The 21,130-nt window shown below is 68.8% G+C and carries 1 protein-coding gene; it reads left to right on the top strand.

Annotated features, from left to right (window positions below):
- The first annotated feature begins 171 nt into the window (after positions 1-171).
- A complete protein-coding gene (locus tag KXC42_RS17515) occupies positions 172-21,051 on the top strand; it encodes a non-ribosomal peptide synthase/polyketide synthase (RefSeq protein WP_219129326.1) in 20,880 nt (6,959 codons plus the stop codon).
- The last annotated feature ends 79 nt before the right edge of the window (positions 21,052-21,130 follow it).

The following is a 21,130-nucleotide window of genomic DNA, read 5'->3' as shown; positions in this document are numbered from 1 at the left end:
GCCTCGGCCGAAAGGCCGGGGATTCGTTGCTGCGTCCGGTCCTGCGGAGAGTCCTACCGCCCGGCCGCGCCGTAACGATTCCCACCTGGTCAGCAGATAAACCGAGAAGGTTGTGCGCTGCGCAAGCTGCCGCCGATGGGGGTTGCGCGACGGTGAGAGAGAGGTTGGGGATTGGACTCGCTGGGTAGCGGCGGATCGGAAGCGGCGAACGCGCAGGGCATCGTGCCGCCCGGGGCCTTTCCGCTCTCGCCGGCACAGCTGGGCATGTGGTTCGCTCAGCACGTCGATCCGACGGTGCCCGCCAACATCGCTCAGTACGTCGAACTCGAGGGCGACCTCGACCGCGACCTGCTGCGTGCCGCGAGTGTCCGCGCCGCCCACGAGATGGGATCGGGTTTCCTCCGGTTCATCGAGGTCGACGCCCAGCCCTACCAGCTCGTCGACCCCACTCTCGAAGAGTCCGTCGGGTACGAGGATCTTCGGGGCGAGCCCGATCCTCGCCAGGCCGCGCTCGATTGGATGCGCGACGACCGCAGCCGTCCCGTCGACGTCCTCCGCGACCGGCTGATCTCCGCGACGGTCCTGCGCATCGGTGACCGTCGTTACTTCTGGTACAACCGCGTCCACCATCTCGCGCTCGACGGTTTCGCCGCCGCGACCTTCATGACCCGCATCGCCGAGCTCTACACGGCGTCGGTCGACGGCGTCGAACCGTCCCCGAGCCTCGCGTCCGATCTGCGCAAGGTCCACGACGTCGAGATGGAGTACCGCGGATCGAAGCGGTTCGCCGACGACCGCGAGTACTGGGCGCAGCAGATCGAGGGCATCGAGGAACCCACGAGCCTCGCCGGCCGCACCGCGGCGCCCGCGCCGGTCAGCCGCATCGACAGCGCGGCGTTGTCGGACGAGACCGAACGTCGCGTCGAGCAGCTGTCAGAGCGGGAGAACACGAGTCTGGCGACCGCCGTCATCGCGGCGTTCGCGGCCTACGTCGCCCAGATGACCGGGCAGACCGACGTCGTCCTGAGCCTGCCCGTCGCGGCTCGCACGACCGCCCTGTTGCGCCGCTCCGGCAGCATGGTCTCGAACGTCGTCCCGCTCCGGCTGAGCGTGACCGACGAGACCACTGTGCACGACCTGATCGCGGCGTCCGGTGCTGCTGTCTCGGGCGCGCTGCGTCACCAGCGCTACCGGCACGAGGACATCGTCCGCGACCGCGCCGCGACCTCGGCGGGTGGAGCGCAGTCCACCTTCTTCGGACCGTGGGTCAACATCATGCTGTTCGACAACGAGGTCCGACTCGGCGACATGGTGGGACGGATCAACATCCTGTCCACCGGTCTGATCGAGGATCTCGGCGTCAACGTCTACACCAGCGGCGACAACACCCACATCGACTTCGAGTCGAACCCGAATCTCTACGGACCCGACCGGGCCGCCTCCGACCACGCGCGGTTCGTCGAGTTCTTCGACCGCTTCGTCGGTTCGGCCTCCGACCGGCCCGTCTGGGACATCCCGCTCGCCGGCGGCACCGAACTCGACCGGGTCGTCCGCGACTGGAACCGCACCGACCATCCCGTGCAGCGCCGCGACCTGCTCGCGGAGTTCCACGACCGGGTCGCGACCTCTCCCGAGGCGACCGCGCTGGTCTTCGAAGGCGAATCGCTGACCTACGCCGAATTCGCCGCGCGGGTGAACAGCCTTGCCCGGGCACTGGTCGATCTCGGTGTCGGCCCCGAGTCCCTCGTCGGACTGGCCATCCGACGCTCGCTCGAGCTCGTCGTCGGCATGTACGCGATCGTCGAGGCGGGTGGTGCCTGGGTGCCGATCGACCCCGACCACCCCGCCGATCGCACCGCCTACATCCTCGAGACCGCCCACCCCGCGGCGGTGCTCACCACGGCACGCGACGACGTGACGCTGCCCGAGGGCATCCCCACGATAGACGTCGACACCTTCGACCACGCGCGGTTCGGCACGACACCGCTCACCGACGCCGAACGACGCGGACCGATCCTGCCGGACACGACCGCCTACGTCATCTTCACCTCCGGTTCGACGGGCCGGCCGAAGGGCGTGGCCGTGAGCCACGTGGCGATCGACAACCAGATCCAGTGGATGAACGACCAGTACGGTCTGACCTCCACCGACGTGTACCTGCAGAAGACCGCGACGACCTTCGATGTGTCGCTGTGGGGCTTCTTCATGCCCCTGCGCGTCGGCGCGACCCTCGTGATCGCGACGCCCGACGGGCACCGCGACCCGGTCTACGTCGCGAACAAGATCGCCGAGCACGGCATCACGATCACCGACTTCGTGCCGTCGATGCTCACCGTCTTCGTCGCGAATGCGCCTGCCGGGACGTGTGATTCGCTGCGGCACGTCTTCGTCATCGGTGAGGCCCTGCCGTCCGAGACCGCCGCGGACTTCGCGCGCATGTGCCCGGCCGGGCTCCACAACCTGTACGGACCCACCGAAGCCGCGGTCTCCATCACCTACCACCGGGCCGCTCCCGGCGACGTGCACAGCGTCCCGATCGGCGTCCCGCAGTGGAACAGCCGCGCATACGTCCTCGACCGGCGGCTGCGGCCGGTGCCGGTGGGCCGACCCGGCGAGCTCTACCTCGCCGGCGTCCAGCTCGCGCGCGGATATCTCGACCGTCCCGACCTGACCTCCGACCGTTTCCTCGCCGACCCCTTCGGGGCGCCCGGCGAGCGGATGTACCGCACCGGCGACCTGGTGCGGTGGGAGACCGCCGCCGACGGCACGGGTCTGCTCGAATACATCGGCCGCACCGACTTCCAGGTCAAGTTCCGCGGCCAGCGCATCGAACTCGGCGAGATCGAAGCGGTGCTCCTCGCGCACTCCGCCGTCTCGCAGGCCGTCGTGCTCGTGGTGGAGACCCCCACCGGGGACCAGCTCGTGGGGTACGTCGTCGCGGCTCCCGGCCGCACCATCGACCCTTCCGATCTCGCCGATCATGCCGGCCGGTCGCTGCCGTCGTACATGGTTCCGGCGTCGCTCATGGTGCTCGACGCGCTGCCGCTCAACACGAGCGGCAAACTCGACCGGAAGGCGCTGCCGGAGCCGGTCTTCAGCAGCACCCGCGTCTTCCGTGAGCCGCGCACCCCCGCCGAGCGTGCCGTCGCCGAAGCGTTCGGCGAGGTCCTCGGTGTCGAACGTGTCGGTCTCGACGACGACTTCTTCGAACTCGGCGGCAACTCCCTCGTCGCCACCCAGGTGGTCTCCCGCATCGGAGCCGCGCTCGACACCCAGGTGCCCGTGCGTGTGCTGTTCGAGGCGTCCACGGTCGTGGGTCTCGCGACCCGGCTCGCCAAGCAGATCGGTACCGGCGCGCGGTCCCCGCTCGTCGCCCGACCGCGACCCGACATGCTGCCGTTGTCGACTGCGCAGCAACGGATCTGGTTCCTCAACCGCTTCGACGTCAGCACCGCCGCCTACAACCTTCCGTTCACGGTGCGGCTCACCGGCGCCGTCGATCCCGCAGCGGTGTCCGACGCCTTCGCCGACGTGGTGGCGCGGCACGAGAGCCTGCGGACCGTCTACCCCGAGGTGGACGGCGAGCCGCAGCAGACGATCCTTCCGGTCGAGCAGGTCGTCGTCCCGCTCGAGCCGATCGACGTCGACGAGCAGGACCTGCACGCGGCCGTCGTCGACCTCGCGAGCCGCGGTTTCGACGTCGTCCGCGACGTCCCCTTCCGGGTCGCGCTGTACCGGCTCGCCCCCGACGACTACGTCCTGGCCATGGTGCTGCACCACATCGCCGCCGACGGCTCCTCGTTCGGCCCCTTCGCCCGCGACGTGGTCACGGCCTACAGCGCCCGCGCCGAGGGGAACAAGCCGAGCTGGACGCCGCTTCCCGTCCAGTACGCCGACTACGCCGTTTGGCAGCGAGAGGCCCTCGGCGACGAGGCCGACCCGAATTCCGTTGCGGCGCAGCAGCTCGACTACTGGGTGAACGAGCTCGACGGTCTGCCCGACCAGCTCGACCTGCCCACCGACCGGACCCGGCCCGCCGTCTCCTCCTACAACGGCGACAAGCACCGCTTCGCGATCGACGCCGAGACCCACCGCGGTCTCGTCGACCTCGCCCGCAGGCAGCACGCGTCGCTGTTCATGATCGTCCACGCTGCCTACGCGGCGCTGCTGTCCCGCCTCAGCGGTTCCGACGACATCGCCATCGGTACCGCCGTGGCAGGTCGTGGGGAGAAGGATCTCGACGACCTGATCGGCATGTTCGTCAACACCCTCGTCCTGCGCACCAGGGTCGATCCCGGCGTTTCGTTCGAGGACTACCTCGCCGGCGTCCGGGAGACCGACCTGACGGCGTTCTCGAACGCAGACGTCCCCTTCGAGCGTCTCGTCGAGGTGCTCAACCCGCCGCGCTCGACCGCGCGGCACCCGCTGTTCCAGGCCGCGCTGTCCCTCGAACCGGGCACCGCGCGCGACGTCTCGTTCGCGGGAGTCCACGCCGTCGGCGCCGAACTGGACGTGCCGATCTCGAAGTTCGACATCCAGCTGTGGGTGACCGAGAAGACCGGTGACGACGGCGAACCCGCCGGCCTCGACGCCCTGTTCGAGTACGCCACCGACCTGTTCGACGCCGCGACGGTCGCCGTCTTCGCCGAACGCTTCGCGCGGATTCTCGCCGGGATCGTCGCCGATGCGTCGACCTGCGTGGGCGACCTGGCGATCCTCTCGCCCGGGGAGGCCGAACGCCTGCTCACGGCGACGGGGCCCGAGCCTGCCGAGGCCCGCACCCTGGTGGAACTGCTGACCGCCGGCGCCGTCGACCATCCCGACCGCGTCGCCCTCCGCGACCGCGACACCGTCCTGACCTACCGCGAACTCGACACGTGGTCGAACCGCATCGCCCGGCGGCTCGTCGAGCGCGGTGCCCGGCCCGACGGCATCGTCGCGCTGGCCTTCCCACGGTCGTGGGAGATGGTGCTCGCCGTGTGGTCGGTCGCCAAGACCGGCGCCGCCTACACGCCCGTCGACCCGGAGTACCCGGCCGAACGCGTCACCCACATGCTCGACGACTCGTCGGCCGTCTTCGGTCTGACGACGGGGGAGTACGCCACCGGTCTGTCCTCGGCCACCGAGTGGATCCGACTCGACGACCCCGAGTTCGTCGACGCGTGCGCGTCCTACCCGGACGGCCCGCTCACCGACGCCGACCGCGCTGCGCCGCTGCGCCTCGACCACACCGCTTACGTCATCTACACCTCCGGTTCGACGGGCAAGCCCAAGGGCGTCGCCGTCACCCACCGCGGCCTCGCCGGTCTCGTCCGCGAGACCGTCGAACTGTACGGCGTGACAGAGGAATCGAAGCTCCTGCACATCTGCTCGCCGAGCTTCGACCCGACGGTCCTCGACTGGACGCTGGCCGGGTCCACCGGCGCCGAACTCGTCGTGACACCGCCGTCCGTCTACGGCGGCGCCGAACTGCGCGCGCTCATCGAACGCACCGGCGTCACCCACACCGTCATCACCCCGGCGGTGCTCGGTTCCGTCGACCCGAGCGGACTCGACGCCCTGCGCGTCGTGAACGTCGGTGGCGACGTGTCCACGGCCGACCTCGTCTCCCGCTGGGCGCCCGGCCGCAACTTCTACAACGCCTACGGGCCGACCGAGACCACGATCGTCTCGACGCGCGCTCTGCTCGAACCGTCCGGGCCGATCACCATCGGACGGCCCGTGGCGGGCGTGCACGCCCTGGTCCTCGACAGCCGGCTCCGCCCGGTCCCCGCCGGTGTCGCGGGTGAGCTCTATCTCGCGGGCGACGTGCTCGCCCGCGGTTACCATCGGCGTCCGGCGCTCACCGCCGACCGGTTCGTGGCGAACCCGTTCGGCGCGAACGGAACCCGGATGTACCGCACCGGCGACATCGTGCGCTGGGACGAGCAGGGCCGCATCGAGTTCGCCGGACGCGCCGACTTCCAGGTCAAGGTCCGCGGCTACCGCATCGAACTCGGGGAGATCGACGCCGCACTGCTGACCCACCCCTCGGTCGCCTTCGCGACCACCGTCGGACACGAGATGCCGTCGGGGCAGACCGCGCTCGTCGCGTACGTGCACGGGGACGAGCAGATCGATCCTGCCGAACTCGCCGATCACGTCGGCCGCTCGCTGCCGTCGTACATGGTGCCGTCGCAGATCGTCGTGCTCGACGAGGTGCCGCTCAACCCGGTCGGCAAACTCGACCGCCGTGCCCTGCCCGAGCCCGATCTCGGCATCAGCTACCGCGAGTTCCGTGCCCCGACCACTCCCATCGAGGAGACGGTCGCGAACGTCTTCGCCGAGGTACTCGGCGTCCAGGGCGTGGGTCTCGACGACGACTTCTTCGAACTCGGCGGCAACTCGCTGCTCGCCACGCAGGTCGTCTCCCGGCTCGGTGTCGCCCTCGACGCGCAGGTGCCGGTGCGGGCGTTGTTCGAATCCAGTTCGGTGGCGGCCCTGGCGGTGCGCGTCGAGCAGGAGGCAGGTCGCGGAGCGCGCATCGCCCTGACGAAGATGCCGCGGCCCGAACGTGTTCCGCTGTCGCTCGCGCAGCAGCGCATGTGGTTCCTCAACCGTTTCGATCCGCGGTCGTCCACCTACAACCTCCCGATGGCGCTGCGCCTGACCGGCGAATTGGACGTCGCCGCACTGCAGGTGTCGATCATGGACGTCATCGATCGGCACGAGTCGTTGCGCACCGTCTTCCCCGATTCGCCGAACGGACCGCACCAGGTCGTCCGTGCCGCGGCGGAGGTCGTGCCGGATCTGACCCCGACCCGGATCACCCCCGACGAGCTGCCGGCCTCCGTGCGGCGTCTGGTCTTCACCGGACTGGACGTGACGTCGGACGTGCCGATCCGTGCCGAACTGTTCGAACTCGGCGACCAGGAACACGTGCTCGCGCTCGTAGTTCACCACATCTCGGCCGACGGCTGGTCCACCGGTCCGATGGCGCGCGACATCATGGTCGCCTACACTGCCCGCACCGAATGGGAGGAGCCCTCGTGGGCACCCCTGCCGGTGCAGTACGCCGACTACACGCTGTGGCAGCGGCAGGTGCTCGGGTCCGAGGACGATCCGCAGTCGCTGATCTCCCGGCAGCTCGACTACTGGCGTCGCACCCTTGCCGGTGCGCCCGATCAGCTCGATCTGCCCGCCGACCGTCCGCGGCCGGCCGTGCAGTCGTACTCCGGTGCGACCGTGGACTTCCCGATCGATCCGGAACTGCACCGCGAGCTCGTGGCGCTGGCACGTACCCGCAACGCATCGCTGTTCATGGTGGTGCACGCGGCCCTGAGCGTGCTGCTCGCGCGGATGTCCGGTCAGGACGACATCGCGATCGGCACCCCGGTCGCGGGTCGCGGCGAGCAGGCGCTCGACGACCTGATCGGCATGTTCGTCAACACCCTCGTGCTGCGCACGGATGTCGATTCGGGCAGGCCGTTCACCGCGCATCTCGCACGGGCACGCGATGCGGCGCTCGGCGCCTTCGGCCACGCCGACGTGCCGTTCGAGCGGCTCGTCGAGGTGCTCAACCCGACCCGCTCCACCGCCCGGCACCCGCTGTTCCAGGTGATGCTCTCGTTCGAGAACCTGCGCGCCGCGCACGTCGAACTGCGTGGCCTGACCCTCGACGTGCTCGACATCGACACGGCGGTCGCCAGGTTCGACCTGCAGCTCACCCTCACCGAGGACTTCGCGGAGGACGGCACGCCGAACGGTCTCGGAGCGGCGTTCACCTATGCGACCGACCTGTTCGATCACGCGACGGTGCGCGGATTCGCCGATCGCTTCGTCCGCATCCTCGAGGCCGTGGTGCGCGAACCCGAGGTCGTCGTCGGCGACATCGACCTGCTCGACGCCGACGAGCGACTCGCGGTCCTCGAATCGTGGAACGACACCGCGCACGAGCTGGAACCGGCCACTCTCGTCGACCTGTTCGACGCCCGGGTGGCGACGGATCCCGACGCCGCGGCAATGGCCTTCGAGGGCGAGCAGCTGACCTACGCGGAATTCGACGCGCGAGTGAACCGGCTTGCCCGCCATCTGATCTCGCAGGGTGTCGGACCGGAGTCGACCGTCGGACTCGCGGTGCGGCGATCCCTCGACCTCCTCGTCGGCATGTACGCGATCGTCAAGGCCGGCGGCGCCTACCTTCCGCTCGACCCCGATCAGCCCGCCGACCGCAACGCGTACATCCTCGACACGGCGGCGCCGGTCGCGGTGCTGACCACCACCCGCGACGCCTTCGGGTCGACCGCGGCCGCGCACACGATCGAGATCGACACGCTCGATGTGTCCGACCTGCCGTCCGGCCCGATCACCGATGCCGATCGCATCGCCACGCTCACGCCGGCGAACACCGCCTACGTCATCTTCACGTCCGGTTCGACGGGACGGCCCAAGGGTGTCGCGGTGCCGCACGGCGCGATCGTCAACCGCCTGCTGTGGATGCAGGACGAGTACGGCCTCGGTCGCGACGACGTGGTCCTGCAGAAGACGCCGTTCACCTTCGACGTGTCGGTGTGGGAGTTCTTCTGGCCCCTGCAGATCGGTGCGCGACTCGAGATCGCACTTCCCGACGGTCATCGGGACCCGGCCTATCTCGCCCGGGTCATGGCCGACCGCGGCGTCACGGTCGCGCACTTCGTGCCGTCCATGCTCGCGGTCTTCGTCGCCGAGAACGCCGCGGCCTCGGCCTCATCGTTGCGGATGGTCTTCGCCTCGGGCGAGGCACTGCCTGCCTCGGTCGCTGCACGCCTGCGGTCGATCCTGCCGGGCGCTCGCCTGCACAATCTGTACGGCCCCACCGAGGCGGCCGTCGACGTGACCTACCACGAGGTCACCGCGGCCGACGCGGTGTCGGTGCCGATCGGCGTCCCGGTCTGGAACACCGGCGTCCACGTCCTCGACGGCCGACTGCATCCGGTGCCGGTCGGTGTCGCGGGTGAGCTCTACCTGTCGGGCGTCCAGCTGGCGCGCGGTTACGTGGCGCGGCCGGACCTGACGGCGGAACGCTTCGTCGCCTCGCCGTACGGGGCGGGGGAGAGGCTCTACCGCACGGGCGATCTCGTGCGGTGGGTCGCCCGGGAGACCTCCGACGCACGCACGGCGCGTGCCGAACTCGAATACATCGGCCGCACCGACTTCCAGGTCAAGCTGCGCGGTCTGCGCATCGAACTCGGCGAGATCGAGACGGCCCTGCTCGCGCTCGACGACGTCGACCAGGCCGTCGTGCTCGTGCGCTCGGACGCCCACTCCGGTGAGCACCTCGTCGCCTATCTCGTCGCCGCCGACGGCCGGTCGCTCGACACCACCTCCGTCTCGCGTCGTCTCGCCGGCTCGCTGCCGGCCTACATGGTGCCGTCGGTCTACGTCGTGCTCGACGAGTTCCCGCTCGGATCGTCGGGCAAGCTCGACCGCAAGGCCCTGCCGGCCCCGGTCTTCGAGGTCAAGGAGTTCCGCGCCCCGACGACCCCGGTCGAACAGATCGTCGCGTCGGTCTTCGCCGACGTCCTCGGACTCGACCGCGTCGGTCTCGACGACGACTTCTTCGCGCTCGGCGGCAACTCGCTGATCGCAACACAGGCCGTCTCCCGCATCGGCGAATCCCTCGGTGGCCGAGTGGCATTGCGCGTGATCTTCGAGGCATCCACCGTCGAGGCCCTCGCCGCCGCCGTCGAGGCCGACTCGTCGGGTGCGGCCCGCACACCGCTCGTCGCCGGGCGCCGCCCCGAACGGGTTCCGCTGTCGCTCGCGCAGCAACGCATGTGGTTCCTCAACCGCTTCGACCCGGAGTCCGCGGTCAACAACATCCCGGTGGCCGTGCACCTGTCCGGTGCGCTCGACGTCGCCGCGCTCGGGACCGCGCTGCGCGACGTCGTCGCACGGCACGAATCGCTCCGCACCGTCTACCCCGACGTCGACGGCTACGGCTACCAGAAGGTGCTCCCGGTCTCGGAGGTGCCGGTCGAGCTGACCGTCACCCGTATCGACGCCGACCGTCTGCCCGCCGAACTGCGTGCACTCGCGGCGACGTCCTTCGACGTCGCTGTCGACGTACCGATGGTGGTGCGGCTATTCGAAACCGGCCCTGATTCGCACGTGCTCGTCGCGATCCTGCACCACATCGCCGCCGACGGATTCTCGATGGTGCCGTTGACCCGCGACATCATGATCGCGTACGCGGCTCGGTCGCAGGGCGGGGATCCGGCCTGGGCTCCGCTCGAAGTCCAGTATGCCGACTTTACTCTCTGGCAACACGAGGTGCTCGGTGCGGAGAACGACCCGGAATCGCTGTTATCAAAGCAAATTCGTTACTGGACGAAGGTGCTTGCTGGTCTACCTGACAGTCTCGACCTGCCGGCGGATCGGCCTCGCCCGGCGGTGGCGTCCTACGCGGGTGCCGTCACCCGATTGCGGATCGACGCTGAGCTCCGTATCGCTATCGAACGCGTCGCCCAGCAACACCGCTCCACCGAGTTCATGGTGGTGCACGCGGTGTTGGCCTTACTGCTTGCGCGGCTGAGCGGCTCCGGTGACATCACTATCGGTACTCCGGTCGCGGGCCGCGGTGAACGTTCCCTCGACGACCTCATCGGTATGTTTGTCAATACGCTCGTTCTGCGGACCCGAGTGGATCCCTCAGCGGGATTCGAAGATCTGCTTGCCCATGTCCGCGAAGTGGACCTCGGGGCCTTCGGGCACGCAGAGCTTCCGTTCGAACGTCTCGTCGACGTACTTGCTCCCGTTCGCACTCAGGCTCACAATCCGTTGTTCCAGGTGATGCTCGCATTCCAGAACCTTGGGCAGGTCGCTCTTGAGTTGTCGAACCTATCGGTCTCGAACCTGCCGTTCGACCACGGCATGTCGAAGTTCGACCTCGCATTTACCGTTCTCGACGTTGGCGAAGAAGAGGTCGATCGCGGTTATGAACTTGAAATTCAATATGCGACTGATTTGTTCGACGCCTCCACAATCGACGAATTGAGTAAGCGATTTGTCCGTCTCCTCCATGTCGTCACCGCAGACTGGTCCGTGACGGTGGGAGATATCGATCTACTGGATGCCGACGAGCGGTCGCGTCTGCTCCAGCATTGGAATGACACTCATCATGAGGTGGATGAGTCGTCTACCCTCGTGAATCTGTTCTTCGAACAGGTCGAGCGCACGCCGGATGCGATCGCGGTGGAATTCGAGGGTGAGGCACTGACCTACTCCGAATTCTCCTCCCGTGTCAATCGTCTTGCACGGCATCTGGTCTCGGTGGGAGTGGGGCCGGACTCGACGGTCGCGTTGGCTATGCGTCGGTCGACAAGCTTGTTGGTGGGTATGTACGCCGTTGTGGTGGCGGGAGGCGCCTACGTCCCGGTGGATCCGGATCAACCGGACGAGCGCAACGCATATATCCTCGACACGGCGGCTCCCGTGGTGGTGTTGACGACTGAAAGCGACAAGTTTGCGGTCTCCGGAGCAAAAGTGGTGCCGAACCTGACTATCGACACCTTGGATCTGTGCGATGTTTCGGATGCGCCTGTGTCGGATGTAGATCGGGTATCGCCGTTGCGGCGGACGAACACCGCCTACGTCATCTTCACGTCGGGATCGACGGGACGACCGAAGGGTGTTGCGGTACCGCACCGCGCGATAGTCAATCGTCTGCGCTGGATGCAGCACGAATACCCGCTTGACGCCACCGATGTAGTACTGCAAAAGACTCCGTTCACCTTCGACGTCTCGGTCTGGGAGTTCTTCTGGCCATTGCAGGTCGGCGCTCGCCTCGTGGTGGCGCGGCCCGACGGTCACCGCGATCCGCGCTACCTGGTCTCCGTGATAGCGCGCAGTTCCGTCTCGGTCGTTCACTTTGTCCCGTCGATGCTCGCGGTCTTCGTTGCAGAGTCTTCCGTCGCCAATTGCTCGTCGCTGCGTTACTTATTCGCGTCGGGTGAGGCGCTCCCGCCAGCGTTGGCGGCCCGCACCATTGCCGTCTTGCCCCGTGTCGGGCTGCACAATCTGTACGGACCGACGGAGGCTGCGGTGGACGTGACGTACCACGAGGTCGTCGATTCTGACGTGCTGTCGGTGCCGATCGGCGCGCCTGTGTGGAACACGAAGGTCTACGTCCTCGATCACCGCCTGGCTCCGGTCCCTGTTGGTGTCCCGGGGGAACTTTATCTCGCGGGCGTTCAGCTTGCCCGAGGTTACGTAAATCGGCCGGATCTGACGGCCGACCGCTTCGTTGCCTCTCCATTCGGTGATGGTGAGCGTCTGTACCGCACCGGCGATCTCGTCCGATGGATTGGTGATGGTGAGCGGGGTGAACTCGACTACATTGGGCGAACAGATTTCCAGGTCAAGCTCCGTGGTCTGCGGATCGAATTAGGGGAAATCGAAGCCGCACTTCTCGAATGTGACGACGTCGACCAAGCCGCAGTCCTCGTGCGACAGGACCAACTGGTCGCATATATCGTGCCGCAGAGCGGCGCGACCCTCGACCGCGAGGTGGTCGATACGTATCTGTCGACGCGTCTGCCGTCCTACATGGTGCCCGCGACCTATCTCGTGCTCGATGCCATGCCATTGGGTGCGTCCGGCAAACTCGACCGCAAGGCGTTGCCAGATCCTGTTATCGAGTTACAGGAGTTCATGCCGCCGCGCACGCCGGTCGAGGAGATCGTCGCGGGTGTCTACGCGCAGGTGCTCGGTGTCCCGCGCGTCGGCCGCACCGACGACTTCTTCGCGCTCGGTGGGAACTCGCTCGTGGCGACGCAGGTGGTCGCCCGTCTCGGCGACGCCCTCGACACGACCGTCCCCGTCCGTGCCCTGTTCGACGCCCCCACCGTCGAGGCTCTCGCGGTCCGCGTCGAACAGTTCGGGGGAGCCGGGTCGCGGCCCGCCCTCGAACGGCGCGAGCGTCCGGAGCGGATCCCGCTGTCGCCCGCGCAGCAGCGCATGTGGTTCCTCAACCGCTTCGATCCGGCCTCCGCGGCGAACAACATCCCCGTCGGTGTCCGCCTCACCGGGAACCTCGACGTCGACGCGCTGCGCACCGCGCTCGGCGACGTCATCGAGCGGCACGAGTCCCTGCGGACGGTCTACCCGGACATCGACGGCGTCGGCCACCAGTCGGTGCAGCCGCCCTACGAGGTGGAACTGCCCGTCGAGCGGGTCGCCGAGAGCAGCCTGCTCGAGCGGGCGGAGCAGCTCACCTCGGCCGGCTTCGACGTCACGAGCGAAGTGCCGCTGCGGGTCGTGCTGTTCTCGCTCGGCGCGCGTGAGCACGTGCTGTTCCTCGTGGTCCACCACATCGCGTCCGACGGCTTCTCGCTGCGGCCGCTCGCGCGCGACATCATGGTCGCCTACGCGAGCCGTTCGCGCGGTGAGACCCCGAACTGGGCGCCGCTCGAGGTGCAGTACGCCGACTACGCGTTGTGGCAGCGCGACGTGCTCGGCTCCGAGGACGATCCGCGTTCGGTGCTCTCCCGCCAGGTGGAGTACTGGACCGCGCAGCTGGCGGACCTTCCCGACCAGCTCGACCTGCCGTCGGATCGTGCTCGCCCCGAGGTCGCGTCGAACACCGGACGCACCAGCCGGTTCCGTATCGAACCCGAGCTGCACTCGGCGCTGGAAAGCCTTGCCCGGGAGCGGAACACGTCCCTGTTCATGGTCGTGCACGCGGCCCTGACGGTGCTGCTGGCGCGACTGTCCGACAGCGAGGACATCGCGATCGGCACCCCGATCGCGGGTCGCGGCGCGGCCGCCCTCGACGACCTCGTCGGCATGTTCGTCAACACGCTCGTGCTGCGTGTCGGTGTGCGCAACGACATCCGGTTCCAGGATCTCCTCGCCGAGGTGCGCGACACCGACCTCGACGCCTTCGCGAACGCCGACGTCCCCTTCGAGCGGCTCGTGGAGATCCTCGACCCGCAGCGTTCGCAGGCGCGTCACCCGCTGTTCCAGGTGGCTCTGACCTTCCAGAACACCGGCCGGGTCGAGTTCGACCTCGACAGCGTCACCGCCGCGGCGGTCGACTACGAGGCGCCCACCGCCAAGTTCGACCTGCAGTTCACCTTCGCCGAGAGCGTCGGCGAGGACGGTTCGGCGGCCGGTATGGACTTCGCCGTCACCTACGCGACCGATCTGTTCGACGACCTGCGGGTCGCGGCGTTCGCGGAGCAGCTGCTGCGCATCCTGCGCGGGGTGGCCGAGGATCCGGCGGCGGTGGTCGGCGACATCGAGATCGTCGACGACTTCGAACGCGAACTGGTCGTCTCGCGCTGGAATTCGCTGGGCGACGACGTCGCACCGGCCGGAACGACACTCGTCGACATGTTCGAGGCGCGCGTCGCCGAACGCGGCGACGCGGTCGCGGTGCGGTTCGGCGACGAGCAGTTGTCCTACCGCGAACTCGGTGCGCGGGTGCACCGCCTGGCACGTCATCTCATCGATGTCGGTGCGGGTCCGGAGGATCTGGTCGCGGTCGCGATGCCGCGCTCGCTCGATCTGATCGTGGCGCTGCTCGCGGTGCTCGAGGCCGGTGCCGGTTACCTGCCGATCGACCCGAACTCGCCGACCGACCGGATCGAGTTCCTGGTTTCGGACGCGACGCCGGTGGCGGTGGTGACCACTTCGGACGTCGAGGTCGCGTTCCCGGCCTCGGTGCCGGTCGTCGAGATCGACCGTCTCGATCTGTCGGAGGTCGACGACGCACCGATCCTCGACGCGGAGCGTCGTGCCCCGCTGACGTCGACGAATCTGGCGTACGTGATCTACACGTCGGGCTCGACGGGACGCCCGAAGGGTGTGCTGATCCCGCACCGCAATGTGGTGCGGCTGATGGTCAACACCGAATCGGTGTACGGCTTCGACTCGTCGGACGTGTGGACGATGTTCCACAGCTACGCCTTCGACTTCTCGGTGTGGGAGCTGTGGGGACCGCTGCTCTACGGCGGAACCCTCGTGGTCGTCGACTACTTCACGTCGCGTTCACCGGAAGCCTTCCGCGAGTTGCTGATCCGCGAGCGGGTCACCGTGCTCAACCAGACCCCGTCGGCGTTCTACCAGCTTGTCGAGGCCGACCGGGTGGCGGCCGACGAGGCACAGCTGTCGCTGCGGTACGTGATCTTCGGTGGTGAGGCACTCGAGCCACGGCGTCTGGCCGGGTGGTTCGAGCGTCACGGCGACACCTCACCGCGGTTGGTGAACATGTACGGCATCACCGAGACGACCGTGCACGTGTCGTACCGGGAGATCGGTGCCGACCTGGCGCAGGGCGCGTCCGCGAGCGTGGTCGGTGTGCCGATCGCGGGTCTGCGGGTGTACGTGCTCGACCGGCGGCTCAAGCCGGTGCCGGTGGGTGTGGCCGGCGAGATGTACGTCGGCGGCGGCCAATTGGCGCGTGAATACCTGCGCCGTCCGGAGCTGTCGGCGGCACGTTTCGTCGCCGATCCGTTCTCGTCCGACGGTGCGCTGCTGTACCGGACGGGCGACGTCGCACGCTGGGTCGTCTCGGGCGATCTCGAATATCTCGGACGCGCCGACGACCAGGTGAAGATCCGCGGTTTCCGCATCGAACTCGGTGAGGTCGAGGCTGCGGTGCTCGCGCAGGACGAGGTCGCCCACGCGGCGGTCATCGTGCGCGAGGACACCCCGGGAGCGGCCCGGATCGTCGCCTATGTGGTTCCGCACGAGGGCATGTCGATCGACACCGAAGCGCTGCGCAGCAGTGTCGCCGTGATTCTTCCGGAGTACATGGTGCCCTCGGCGTTCGTGGTGATCGACGCGATCCCGCTGACGGTCAACGGCAAGCTCGACCGGCGGGCGTTGCCCGAGCCGGTGTTCGAGACGCGTGGTTTCCGCGCGCCGAGCACCCCGATCGAGGAGATCGTGGCGGGTGTGTTCGCCGATGTGCTCGGTGTCGACCGCATCGGTGCTGACGACGATTTCTTCGCGCTCGGTGGCAACTCGTTGATCGCGACGCAGGTGGTTTCCCGGCTCGGTGCCGCGCTCGATGCGCAGGTGCCGGTGCGGGCGTTGTTCGAGGCGTCCACCGTCGCGGAACTCGCGACGCGGGTCGAGCAGGAGTCCGGTCGCGGTGCGCGGGTGCCGCTCACGGCCCGGACCCGGCCGGAGTCGATCCCGCTGTCGCTGGCGCAGCAGCGGATGTGGTTCCTCAACCGCTTCGATCCCGACTCGACGGCCTACAACATCCCGTTCGCGTTGCGGATGACGGGCGCACTGGACGTCGACGCCTTGCGTGCCGCGGTCGCCGACCTCGTCGCACGGCACGAGTCCCTGCGGACCGTCTACCCCGAGACCGAATCCGGTCCGGTGCAGCGCATCCTGCCCGCCTCGCAGGTCCGGCCCGAGCTCGAACCGGTGGACGTCACCGCCGCCGATCTCGAACCGCGGATGCGGGAGATCGCCGCGGCCGGCTTCGACGTCACGGTCGACGTGCCGGTGCGGATGCATCTGCTCCGCGTCGCCGACGACGATCACGTCCTCGTCACCGTGGTCCACCACATCAGCGCCGACGGCTCGTCGATGGTGCCGCTGGTCCGCGACGTCATGACGGCCTACGCCGCCCGGTCCGCGGACAGCGATCCGGCGTGGGCGCCGCTCGAGGTGCAGTACGCCGACTTCGCGTTGTGGCAGCGGGAGGTCCTCGGCTCCGAGGACGATCCGGAGTCCACCGCCGCCGAGCAGCTCGGCTACTGGCGCATCGCGCTCGCCGACCTGCCCGACCAGCTCGACCTGCCGCTCGACCGTCCGCGGCCTGCGCAGCAGAGCTTCCGCGGCGACCGCGTGGAGTTCACCATCGGTGCCGATCTGCACCGCGAGCTGCGCGACCTGGCACGCAACCGGAACGCGACCGTGTTCATGGCCGTGCACGCGGCCTTCGCGGCGCTGCTCGCGCGCCTGTCCGGCTCGACGGACATCGCGGTGGGCACCCCCATCGCGGGTCGCACCGAGCAGGCCACCGAGGACATCATCGGCATGTTCGTCAACACGCTGGTGCTCCGGCTGGAGGTGGACGGTGGTGCGTCCTTCGACGAACTGCTCTCCGCGGCACGGGAAACCGATCTGCAGGCGTTCGCCCACGCGGACGTGCCGTTCGAGCGCCTCGTCGAGGTCCTGAACCCGGCCCGCTCGACCGCCCGGCACCCGCTGTTCCAGGTCGGCTTCTCGTTCCAGAACCAGAGCCGCTCCGAACTCGCCCTGCCCGGCCTCGACATCGAACCGGTCGATCTCGAAGGCGGCACCGCCCAGTTCGACATGCACCTGATCGTCGCCGACAGCTACGGCGACGATGGCGCGCCGCAGGGCATCGACGCAATCCTCACCTACGCGACGGATCTGTTCGACCGCGAGACCGCGGAAGCCGTCGCGGCCCGTTTCGAGCAGCTGCTCGAAGCGCTCGTCGAGTCGCCGGCACTGCCCGTCGGCGATCACGCGTTGCTCCTGCCGCAGGAGCGCGACGCGGTGCTCGGCGCGTGGAACGACACCGCCCACGGAACCGACACCGGAGCGACCCTCGTCGGTCTGTTCGACGAGCAGGTCGCCGCACACCGCGACGACGTCGCGCTCGTGTACGAGGGCCGGCAGTGGACCTACGGCGAGTTCGACTCGTCGGTCAACCGTCTCGCCCGGCACCTGCTGGGTCTCGGTGTGGGACCGGAGCACCGGGTCGCGCTGGCGATCCGTCGTTCGCCCGAGTTGCTCGTGGGCATGTACGCGATCGCGAAGACCGGCGCGGCCTACGTGCCGGTCGACCCGGAGCAACCCGCCGAGCGCAACACCTACATCCTCGACACGGCCGCTCCCGTCGCGATCGTCACGACGAGCGGCGACCGGGTCGAGCACGGCACCGCGCCGGTCGTCGAACTCGACCGTCTCGACCTCACCGGGCTCCCGGACGGCCCGATCACCGACGACGACCGGTCGGCTCCACTGCGGCCGGGCAACACGGCGTATGTGATCTTCACGTCGGGTTCGACCGGACGCCCCAAGGGCGTCGCGGTCTCCCACGCCGCGGTCGTCAACCAGTTGCTGTGGAAGCGTGAGCATTTCGGCATCGGGTCCGACGACGCGGTGCTGCTCAAGACCGTCGCGACGTTCGACCTGTCGGTGTGGGAGTTCTGGTCGGCGCTCACCTCCGGTGCCCGCCTGGTGATCGCCACCGCCGACGGACACCGCGATCCCGACTACCTGCTCGCGCTGCTGCGCGACGAGCAGGTGACCACGCTGCACACCGTTCCGTCCATGCTGTCGATGCTGATGACGGTCGCGGCCGGTCCGGTGGCGCCGTCGCTGCGGCGGATCCTCGCGATCGGTGAGGCACTGCCCGCGGCGGTGGCCCAGCAGTTCCGCGCGGACAACACTGCGACGCTGTACAACCTCTACGGGCCGACCGAGGCTGCGGTCTCGGTGACCGTCCACGAGGTCGACGACGCCGACCGCACCGTCGTCCCGATCGGTGTGCCCGAGTGGAACACGGCCGTCTACGTCCTCGACGACCGGTTGCGACCGGTGGCGCCGGGCGTCGCCGGCGAGCTGTACCTCGCGGGTGCCCAGCTCGCGCGGGGCTACCACGACCGTCCCGACCTCACCGCGGACCGGTTCGTCGCCGACCCGTACGGGCGCGGACGCATGTACCGCACGGGGGACATCGTCCGGTGGAACCGTGCCGGTCGCCTCGAATACCTCGACCGGGCCGACTTCCAGGTCAAGGTACGCGGTTACCGCATCGAACTCGGCGAGGTCGAGACCGTCCTGCGGGAGCTGCCGGACGTGAAGGACGTCGCCGTCCTGGTGCGCAATACCGCCCACCTCGGCGACCGTCTCGTCGCGTACGTCGTTCCGGCCACCGACGCGTTCGACTCCGGTGCGACACGGGCGTTCGACGCCGGTGCGACACGGGCGTTCGACGCCGGTGCGACACGGGCGGCGCTCGCGGAGCGACTGCCGTCGTACATGGTGCCGTCGGCCTTCGTCGAACTCGACGCGCTGCCGCTGAACACCAACGGCAAGCTCGACCGGCGGGCCCTGCCCGACCCCGAACTCGACGCGGGGCAGTTCCGCGCCCCGACCGATCCCGTCGAGGAGATCGTGGCCGCGACCGTCGCCGAACTGCTCGGTGTCGAGCGGGCCGGTCTCGACGACGACTTCTTCGAACTCGGTGGCAACTCGCTGCTCGCGACGCAGCTCGCCGCCCGGCTCGGTGCCGCACTCGACACCCGCGTGCCCGTCCGGACCGTCTTCGAGTCGTCCACGGTAGTCGCGCTCGCCGCCCGCATCCGGCCGTCGGTGGGCGAGGGCGCCCGCCCGGCACTCACGACCGTCCCGCGCCCCGAACAGGTGCCGCTGTCGCTCGCCCAGCAGCGCATGTGGACCCTGAACCGGGTCGATCCCGAATCGGGTGTCTACAACATCCCCGTCGCCGTGCGCCTGACCGGTGCGCTCGACGTGGACGCCCTGCGCGCAGCGATCGCCGACCTGTTCGCCCGGCACGAGGTGCTGCGCACCGTCTACCCGGACAGCGGTGAAGGTCCGGTGCAGGTCGTGCTGCCGGTCGCACAGGCCGTGCCCGAGCTCACCCCGGTGAGCGTGACCACCGACGAGCTCGTCGACCGCCTCACCGAGATCCTCGGCAGCGGATTCGACGTGACGGCATCGGTCCCGCCGGTGCGGGTCGCGCTGCTGCGTCTCGCGGCGGACGAACATGTCCTCGCGGTCGTGGCGCACCACATCAGCGCCGACGGGTACTCGATGCGTCCGCTCGTGCGCGACGTGATGACCGCCTATCTCGCGCACGCCGCGGGGGAGACCCCGGGATGGGAACCGCTCGAGGTCCAGTACGCCGACTACACGCTGTGGCAGCAGAGAGTTCTCGGCTCCGAAGACGATCCCGAGAGCGAGCTGTCGCGTCAGCTCGACTACTGGGCCGACGAACTCTCCGGTGTCCCGGAGGTTCTCGCCCTGCCCACGGATCGTCCGCGCCCCGCCCGCCAGTCGACCGTCGGTGAGTCGTTCACCTTCACGATCGGTGAGGAACTCGCGCAGCGCATCGAGAAGACCGCCCGCGAGCACAACGCGACGGTCTTCATGACGATGCACGCCGCCTTCGCGGTGCTGCTCGCCCGCCTGTCGGGCAGCGAGGACATCGCGGTGGGGACCCCGACCGCCGGTCGTGGTGAGGAAGCGCTCGACGACCTCGTCGGCATGTTCGTCAACACCCTCGTGCTCCGCACCCGGGTGGCCGGTTCGGCGACCTTTGCGGAGCTGCTCGCACAGGCCAAGGAGAAGGACCTCGCGGCGTTCGGCAACGCCGACGTGCCGTTCGAGCGGGTCGTCGAACGTCTCGGTGTGCGACGCAACAGCGCGTACACCCCGCTGTTCCAGGCGATGCTCACCTTCCAGAACATCGACACGGGCACCTTCGCCCTGCCGGGGCTCGAGGTGGCCGCGCTCGAGACGGGCGCCGACCAGGCGAAGTTCGACCTGCAGTGCACGGTGGTCGAACGGTTCTCCGAGTCGGGAGCGCTGACCGCGCTCGATGTGACCTTCACCTACGCCACGGCACTGTTCGACGCCGCGACGGTCGAGGCCTTCGGCGATCGCTTCGTCCGGATCCTCGAGGCCGTCAGCGCCGACCCGCAGGTCGTCCTCCGTTCGATCGACATCCGCACGGATGCCGAGCGGGCGCGGGCGGCCCGGCCGAAGAAGGCACGCACCGTCGCCGATCTTCCGGCACTCGTGGCGGCAGCGGCCGCGGTGGCCCCGGACACCGTCGCCTTCCGGCACGGTGAGCGCGAGGTCACACTCGGCGAGTTCGCCCAGCGTCTGGACACCATGGCCACCACGACCGGCGGTGCGCTCACCGCGGAAGCGCTCGTCTCGGTGGTTTTGAACGGCCTCGTACCGGGGATGCTGCCCCAACTCGGCGCCGACGGTCTCGCACAGTTGGTGCGCGATGTGATCGCCGTCGCGGAAGGCGTCGATGCCGATGCGGTGGGAGACGCGGATTAGTCCTGTGTCGGTCACTTCGGGATAATGGAAGATCGGCTGTCGTTCGACTGCCCGGCCAGTACGGTGCCGGGTGGCAGCG

It is taken from the genome of Rhodococcus sp. LW-XY12 (genome assembly GCF_019317345.1).
In the GTDB taxonomy this organism is placed as follows: domain Bacteria; phylum Actinomycetota; class Actinomycetes; order Mycobacteriales; family Mycobacteriaceae; genus Rhodococcus; species Rhodococcus pyridinivorans.
Note: the sequence above shows the minus strand (reverse complement) of the source record. Positions and strands in the feature narration are given on the sequence as shown.